Annotated in this window: 7 protein-coding genes; 4 read left to right on the plus strand and 3 right to left on the minus strand. The window is 66.9% G+C overall.

The window, feature by feature from the left end; genetic code table 11:
- From RIE08_07330 to RIE08_07340, 3 genes are all read left to right on the plus strand, one after another.
- A partial coding sequence (locus RIE08_07330) for an ABC transporter substrate-binding protein (GenBank protein MEQ8717409.1) occupies positions 1-212 on the plus strand: 212 nt, incomplete at its 5' end.
- A 17-nt stretch (positions 213-229) separates the two neighbouring features.
- On the plus strand, positions 230-1,189 hold the full coding sequence (locus RIE08_07335; GenBank protein MEQ8717410.1) for an ABC transporter permease: 960 nt from the start codon (positions 230-232) through the stop codon (positions 1,187-1,189).
- Positions 1,186-2,070 (plus strand): ABC transporter permease, encoded by an 885-nt coding sequence (locus RIE08_07340; protein ID MEQ8717411.1) that lies wholly within the window; start codon positions 1,186-1,188, stop codon positions 2,068-2,070. The genes RIE08_07335 and RIE08_07340 overlap by 4 nt, the downstream gene beginning before the upstream one ends.
- Positions 2,071-2,110: 40 nt before the next feature.
- On the opposite strand, the gene RIE08_07345 is transcribed toward RIE08_07340, so the two are convergent.
- Positions 2,111-3,301, minus strand: a complete 1,191-nt coding sequence (locus tag RIE08_07345) for a GNAT family N-acetyltransferase (GenBank protein MEQ8717412.1) — start codon at positions 3,299-3,301, stop codon at positions 2,111-2,113.
- A 158-nt stretch (positions 3,302-3,459) separates the two neighbouring features.
- On the minus strand, positions 3,460-4,404 hold the full coding sequence (locus RIE08_07350; protein ID MEQ8717413.1) for an SRPBCC family protein: 945 nt from the start codon (positions 4,402-4,404) through the stop codon (positions 3,460-3,462).
- Between the two features lie 174 nt (positions 4,405-4,578).
- Between RIE08_07350 and RIE08_07355 the strand changes: the two genes are divergently transcribed.
- On the plus strand, positions 4,579-5,412 hold the full coding sequence (locus RIE08_07355; GenBank protein MEQ8717414.1) for a helix-turn-helix transcriptional regulator: 834 nt from the start codon (positions 4,579-4,581) through the stop codon (positions 5,410-5,412).
- Between the two features lie 88 nt (positions 5,413-5,500).
- On the opposite strand, the gene RIE08_07360 is transcribed toward RIE08_07355, so the two are convergent.
- Complete coding sequence (locus RIE08_07360; GenBank protein ID MEQ8717415.1) at positions 5,501-6,229, minus strand: histidine phosphatase family protein; 729 nt, start codon at positions 6,227-6,229, stop codon at positions 5,501-5,503.
- Positions 6,230-6,422: the final 193 nt, after the last annotated feature.

The raw sequence follows: 6,422 nt of genomic DNA on the forward strand, positions 1-6,422 counted from the left end.
ACGACCCCGACGAGCTACGGGCGTTGGGCGAAGACCTGGACCGGGCCTTCGGCGAGGGCGTCCACAACATCTACCTCTACCACTCGTTCTGGCAGCTCCCTCACGACCCGAAGGTCCACAACGTCGGTGGGGCCACCATCCCCGACGGTGGGCCGGTCTTGCGTACGATCGAGGGACGGGTGTTCCTGACGGAGACCTGGATCGAGCAGTAGCGGAACGTGGGGGTGGCGTGAACGACCTCTCGGCGGTCTTTCGCCGAACGGGAATCCGCCTTTTCTCCCTGCTCGGAGTCGTGCTCATCGTCACGTTCGTGACGTTCTGGATGCTCGAGCTGCTACCCAACGACCCCTGCATCCTGTCGGCGGGCACCGGCGCCACCGAGGAGACGCTCGCGCAGTGCCGCCTCGATCTTCGCCTCGACGACAACCTCTTCGTGCGCTATTTCTCGTGGCTCGGCGACCTGGTCACCGGTGATCTCGGTCGTTCGTACCGCAACGGGATCGAACTGACGACGTCGCTGCGCAGCGCGCTGCCGGTGACGGCGTGGCTCCTGCTCTACACGGTGCTGTTGAGCCTGATCATCGCCATTCCACTCGGTATCTGGTCCGCCTACCGCCGTGACACCTGGGTGGACCGCATCGTCTCCACCGGTGCGTTCGGGCTGTTGTCGGTTCCACCGTTCATTCTCGGCGTGGTGCTCGCCCTGGTCTTCGCGGTGCGTCTGGAATGGTTCGATCTCGCCGGCTACGTCAGCCCCGGTGAGGGGCTCATCGACCACTGGAAGTCCCTCACGCTGCCGACCGTCACCCTCGCCGCCTCGGTCGTCCCCGTGTACCTGCGGGTGCTGCGCACCGATGTGATCGAGACTCTGAGCGAAGACTTCGTCAGCGTCGCCCGCGCCAAGGGGCTGCCCCAGTGGTACATCCTCACCCGCCACGTCCTGCGGCCGTCGAGCTTCGGGCTCATCACCGTGTGCGGCATCAACGCCGCCCAGTTGCTGAACGGCGCGGTTGTGGTCGAGGTGATCTATGACCTCGACGGGGTCGGCCTGCTGCTACTGAACGCTGTGTTCAACCAGGACATCTCGATCGTGCAGACGCTCGTCGCGCTGATCGCCATCTGGTTCGTCCTCGTCAACACGATCATCGACATCGCGTATCCGATCCTCGACCCGCGGATCCGACGATGAGAGTGGCGCCTGGTCGACTATCCGAAGACAGCGACCTCGTGCCCGTCGAACCGGCCGCCAGGCCTCTCACACGGCGTCGGTCGGTCGGGCTGACCGTGGCCGGCGCCTGGCTGGCTGTCGTGGCGGTGATCGTCGTGTTCGCCCCGTGGCTGTGGTTCGTCGACGACCCCGATGCCTTCTCGACCGACGTGAACCTCGGCGCATCCGGCACCCACTGGTTCGGCACGGACGAACTGGGGCGCGACATGTTCGCCCGCGTCGTGTGGGGCGGCAGGGTGTCTCTGCAGATCGCCGGCGTGTCGGTCGCCGTCGGCATGGTGTTCGGCACGCTGCTCGGACTGGCCGGCGGCTTCTTCCGGGGCTGGATCGACACCGTCGTCTCCGCCCTCATCAACGCGATGCTCGCGCTTCCGACGCTGGTCCTCGCGCTGTTCATCATCACGGTCCTCGAACAGAGCCAGCGCAACGTCACCATCGCCGTGATCGTCCTCGCGGTTCCCGCCATCGCACGCGTGGTGCGGGCTCAGACGCTGCGATGGGTGGACCGGGAGTTCGTCCTCGCGGCACGGACCATGGGCGCGTCCACACCGCGGATCCTGTTCCGCGAGATCTTCCCGAACGTCGTCCCGGCTCTGGTCTCGTTCACGTTCCTCGCGCTGAGCGTCGTGCTCGTGGCCGAGGGTTCGTTGTCGTTCCTCGGCAAGAGCGTCCCCGCACCCGAGATCACCTGGGGCGGGATCCTCGCCCAGGGACGGTCACGCCTCGAGGAGTCGCCCCACATCGCCATCTGGGTGTCGGTGGTCCTGTTCGCGACCCTGCTCGCTCTCAACTACGTCGGGGACACGCTGCTCAAGCGATTCGACGTGCGCAACGTCGAGTAGCGGGCGCCGCTGCCCCTGTCGGGATCAGATCCCCGACGGCTCAGAAGAAGTCGACGAGCGTGGGCTGGGGACCGGCGAAGCACGCCTGCAGCGACGCCAACCGGCGCTCGGTCTCTCCGCTGACCGCTCCCGAGGCGGCGAGGACGAAGGGGTCCGCCCAGCCGGTGAACATCGCCGAGAACGTACCGATCCCCATCTCGAGCGCGTCCGCGCGCCCACCTTCGACGGGCTCGAGCGCGCCCTGGCCGTCGGCGACGACCAGCACGAACGTTCCGTCGTTGTCGGGGAGGTGCGGGTCGCGCAACGTGAGCGGGATCGCGACGTCGAGCCCCGGCGGCCAGCCACGGTCGGCCACGGCGCCGGAAGCGTCGAGTATCCGGCTCATCCAGGTCCAGTCGGAGACCCGGCTGATCCGCTGGGCGTTCTCGACACACAGCGCGAGCAGCGGCACCGGCAACACGACGGTGGCTGTGTCAGCGGTCGACGAGGACGACGCCACCAGGGCGAGCATGCGACGCAGCGCGGCGACGTCCACGGCGAAGCAGTGGCGGACGTCGACGGAGTAGATGAGCTCGTCGGAGGAGCCGTAGTCATAGGCGACCCAGCCGACCGTCGCCCCGTCGCGTCGCAGCCGGTACATCCAGGAGGGACGCCTCGCCGCCGCCGCGTCGAATCGGAACCGGTCCCACATGACCTGTGGCCGGACGATCCAGCCGTCGTGGCGGCGCGCCATCGTCTCGTGGACCTCGGCGAGGGTGGGGTCGTCCCAGTCGGTGGGCTCGACGGTCTCGTCGAGGCCCAACGGATCTCCCGGCAACTCGGCCAGACGGACCCGTGACTTCGCCCACATGCCGGCCATCTCGTAGCCGGCCCCCCGGTAGAGGCGTCCCGTCGTCGGGTACAGCGCGCTGATGACCACCCCCGCATCGCGCATCCTCTCGAAGGTCACGGCGAGCAGTTCGCGCGCGAGACCGCGGCCTCGGGCCTCGGGACGCACCGTCACCATCGTCACGCCACCGAAGTGCAGCCCGCGCCCTCCGAGGAACTGGGTCGTCTCGTACCAGCCGACCGTCGCGACCGCCCGGTCGCCCTCCCACGCGACCAGGATCCTGTCGCCGGGGAGGCGGGGACGGGCCGGGTCGAAGGCGTCGGGCCAACCGAACGCCTCCCGGCACATCGTCCAGTGGTGCTCAGCACGGTCGTCACTCAGCTCTGTGATCTCGATCGTCACAGCGGCGACCTTAGGCGGCCGCTCACGGGTCGGGTGCTGGGAAGTGCTGGCCCGATTGTCGACGTCGTGACGGAAAGGTCGCGGGTTCAGGTCCTCCCCCACGGCGTGCGTCGCCCACGGGCACGTATCTTCGGGGTGAGCGACGAGTTGAGAACCATCTATCGACCTACTCCATCGGTCGGCACCGAGCGGTGAGCCACCTCCCAGCCCTTCGCGATCCGCTTGAGGATCGGCGGGAAGAGAACGTGCGTCACAGCGGTGAAGAGTCGGCCCGTAATTCCTGGCTTCGGTTGGATGGCGAAGACCATGCCGACTGTGCTCGTCGTCTCGTCGTGGGGGTCGACGCGCCAACTGCCCTGCACCGACTGCAGCGGGTAGGGGTAATCGTCGATATTCACACTGACGTCGAATCGTCGCCCTTGATCCCAGAGGGTGCACGTCTCGGACCACGTCCGCCCGGCTCTGTCCGTGCACGATCGCTCGAACCCGGGCCCGTTCGGCGTGAGATTCTCCGCAGCCTTGAGATTCAACGCAAGCTCGGCGTAGCGAGAGTGGTCCGAGACGATCGGCCAGAGCTGGGCCGGCGTCCCACCGATCGCCCGCTGAAACGTATGGATCTCGACGGGCGGAAACTCATCGAGGGCCGCAGTCGTGTCATCCGCTGCATCGTGCAGGCGGCGTCGCGCCGCGAGTTGCGCGGAGCCGAGGCCGCCCACGACAGCACCGACCACAGACATGACGACTGCGCCGGCCGTGGACAGCCAGCCCAGAGCGAGAACTACTACGGTTCCCACGACCCAGCCGAAGTCGGCAAGGCTGATTCCTGCGCTCCATGTCGTCAACACCGTCGTTCTTGCACCGGAGAGAGCGAACACACCGAGACCGAACGCAAGCAACCCCCCACCGAGGAGGCGGACGAGCCACACCTCGTCGAGGTCGAAGAGGTCGGCTAGCGGGCCACCGAGCACGAGAGCAATCGTTCCGGTCGCCCAAGAGAATGCCGCGTTCACACGCAGCCGATTGCGCAGCGCCGTCGCCGCCTGTCTCGCACGAAGCTCGGCGGCCGGGGCCTCGAGATAGTTCACTGATCGCGTCGATTTCATCGTTGATCTCATTCCGGTCATGAAGGCTCCTCTGGATTCAGACGTCATGGCCGACTCGCTGCGGAATGGAGCGAGACGAGCTACCTGGCTGCTCCACCCTCGGTCCGATACCCACTGACCACAATGACGTCGGAGGTCATGGCCGTGACCCACGAGTGGTGAGATCCTTGCGCTGTGCAGACCACGATCGACGACTTCGGCAGCGCCCTCAGGTGGTGGAGAACCAAGCGACGGTTCAGCCAGCTCCAACTGGCTATCGAGGCCGACGTGTCCAGCCGGCACCTCAGCTTCCTCGAGACCGGTAAGGCGCAGCCCAGCCGGGAGATGGTGGTTCATCTAGGGATCGTTCTCGATCTCCCCCTTCGCGATCGCAACACGCTGCTCCACGCGGCCGGGTTCGCGCCGATCTACCCGCACAGTGAACTGGACGCTCCGGAAATGAACGAGGTACGTGCCGTTCTCCGAACGATCCTCGACGCTCACTCCCCGAACCCCGCGGTCGTCGTCGATCGCTGCGGCGACATCGTCGACTCGAACGAGGCGGGCAGGAGACTCGTCGCGATGACGGTGCGATCCGGCAGCTCTGCCCTCGGCCCGGCACCGAACATGAACCGTCTCACGTTCCATCCTGACGGCATCCGCAACAGCACCGAGAACTGGAACGAGGTAGCAGCGAACATCCTGCAACGGCTGGAACGAGAACTCACCTTCCGCCCCTCGGATCAGCGGCTCCGCGCGGTTCTCGATGAGATGCTCGGCTACCCCGACCTCGACGGACTCCAGCGTCGAACCGGGCTTCCCACCGGCTCAGACCTCGTCGCGCCGCTACGGATCACCACCCACGACGGCGAGCGACTCGAACTCATCACCACCATCGCCACGATCGGTGCCCCCTACGACGTCACACTCGACGAGCTTCGCCTGGAAACGTTCTTCCCAACCGACGAAGCGACGACCGCCACGCTCTCGAGGTGGGCCGAGACGTCGCAGCAGACTGCTCAGAGGTAGGGGTTCCGATTCCCCCCACCGCCCGTCTCGGGCCAGGAAATGGTTGCTCTTGGAGGAGGCGGCCTGGTTCCCCGACGAGGACCGGTACTCACACGGTGACGAGGTCGCCCCCGTCGTCGCGCAGATGGTGGATCTCCGAGAGGCTGCGGATCACGCGGCGGTGACCCTCGAACGCGATGCGATGCACCGAGCAGTGCTCGGGACGGAAGAACATGTCCTCGTCGACTCCGAGCATGTGTGCGAGGTACGCGTTGATGACCCCGCCGTGGCAGGCGACGACGACGGTCTCTCCCGCGTGAGAGGCCAGGATCCCCTCGATGGCACGGGTAACGCGGGTGCGCAGCTCGGGGCCCGTCTCCGACATCGGGTAGACCTCCCAACGGCGTTCGTTGACGAAGCGCTCGGCGGCCCCACGTCGCACGACAGCCTCGAGCGCCTCGGTGAGCGACGCTCCTTCGGGGATGTCGCGTAGCACGCCGATCTCACGCAGGTCGTGGACCCGTGTGGACCCGATGTCGTGCGCCGCGGCGATTACCTCGGCGGTCGCGACGGCACGACGCATCGTGCTCGAGTAGACGACGTCGACCGGTTCGGATGACAGGTGGGCGGCCACGGCGCGGATCTGTCGCTCGCCGAGATCCGTCAGCGGGGGATCGATGCGCTCGGCCAGCGGGTAGGACGAGCCCAGACGTTGTTGTTGACCGTGACGGACCAGCACGAGGGTGCCGGCCGTCTCGGGGTGGGACAGGAAGGCCCTGTCGAGGGGATTCGAGAGGAACTCCTCGACATGGCGGCGGGACTCGTCATCGGTCGACACGACGCCCGTTCTAGCGGGCGCGGGTCACCGGATCGAGTCCGCCGACGGCGCCGCTAGTGGTCCGTCGCGGAATTGGTCTGGTGGGTCAGGGCGGCGCGGCCTCGTCGGACTTTGGTGATGATGTCGTTGGCCGGCTTGGTCCACACGAACGGTCGCGGGTCCTCGTTCCAGTGTGAGGTCCACTCGTCGATCG

It is taken from the genome of Acidimicrobiales bacterium, assembly GCA_040219085.1.
Classification (GTDB): Bacteria; Actinomycetota; Acidimicrobiia; order Acidimicrobiales; family JAVJTC01; genus JAVJTC01.